Source organism: Agromyces sp. P1_H4, assembly GCF_056405255.1.
On sequence record NZ_JBFUCL010000531.1, the window covers coordinates 1 to 1,502 of the forward strand.

General features: G+C 78.8%; 1 protein-coding gene. It reads right to left on the reverse strand.

Going from position 1 to position 1,502, the window contains the following annotated elements:
- Nucleotides 1-1,502: hypothetical protein (locus tag AC1DY2_RS19690; RefSeq protein WP_476763947.1), on the reverse strand; the 1,502-nt coding region annotated here is incomplete at both ends.

Genomic DNA, 1,502 nt, shown 5'->3' on the forward strand with positions numbered 1-1,502 from the left:
CCCCCGCCCAGAGTGCGGTGACCGCGGGCTGGATGAGGCCCGACGAGGAGGCGTCGGCGCGGGTCGAGACGGTGAACGCCGTGGACCGCTCGCGCCCGAGGCGCTCGGCCAGCGCCTGCGGGTCGTCGGTCGCCAGCCACCGCTCGGTGTACTGGGGGACGCCGGCGTCGCCCGCGAAGGCCGCCGTCGACAGCGCGCCGAGGTCGACGAGGATGCCCCGGTCGCCGGCGCCGGGAACGGCGGGCACGACGCCCGCCACCACGGCGTCGACGTCGGCCCCGCCGGTGAGCAGGCGGAAGGCCAGCGCGTCGCCCGGCTCGGCTTGGATGCGTGCTGCGAGGGCCTCGCCGAGGAGCACGGGCAGGGGGTGCGCGTCGTCCGAGGTCGAGGCGGCGTCGGGCGCGGTCGCGACGACGCGGCCGCTCGGGGCGGTCGCGGTCAGCTCCACCTGGCCCGAGGCGGACGCAGGTGCGTCGCCGTCGCCGTCCGCGTCCGCGCCGCCCTCGACCCGCACGTCGTCGATGGCGACGGTGACCGGCCCGGCGCCCTGGGACCCGGCGAGGGCGGCCTCGAATCCGAGCAGGCGCAGGGGAGCGGCATCCGGCAGCTGCAGTTCGGCCGTGCCGCCGCCCGCCGCCACCGGGAAGGCGACGCCCGGGAGCCGACTCGCCTCGCCCGACGGCCCGAGGACCCACGCCGACACGGTCACGGTGCCGGGCGTCCCCGCCGCCGCCTCGATGCCGACGCGCACCGTGACGGAGCGCGCACCCGCGGGCAGGTCAGGTGCGGCCGTTCGTCCCGAATCGACGAGCTGATCGAGCCCGTCCCTGTCAGAGGCGTCGGCCCCACTCGCCGCTCCCGGGGCGATGGCCCTCAGCCGATCGGCCGGCAGCGCCACGAGTGCCGCGGCATCCGACCCGATGCGGGCCTCGCCGCGGTACACCGCGCCGCTCGCGCCGACCCCGTCGAGGCTCGCAAACGGATCCGCGAGGGCGAGCGGGTCGTCGCCCTGCACGACGTCGCGGCCGGCGAACGACACGCGGACGTCGCCGCCGGTGGCGATGGCCGCCGCCTCGCGGTCGAACGCCTGCCAGCTCCCGGCGAACGCGGCCGCCAGCGTGAGCCCCGACACGCCGAGCATCACCACGAGCGATGCCGAGGCGTAGAGCCCGGCGCGCCGGGCGAGCTGGCGCATGGGCAGCGACGGGACCAGCCCCCGGCTCCGGGCGCCCATCCGCTCGAGAAGGCTCCCCGCCGGCCGCGCCAGCCCGAGGGCGGCGAGGCTCAGGGCGAGCAGCACGAGCACGGGCGCGAGCACCGCGACCGGGTCCACCTCGGGCGTGCCCGACGCGCTCGCGACGAGCGGCGACCCGTACAGCCGGAACTGCCACAGCGACACCGCGGCCGCCACGGCCACGAGCACGACCGCACCGGCCGCCGCCGCCCGCGGCGCCCGCCCCACCTCGTCGCCGGCCCCGCGCACCACCGGCCGGGTCGCATCG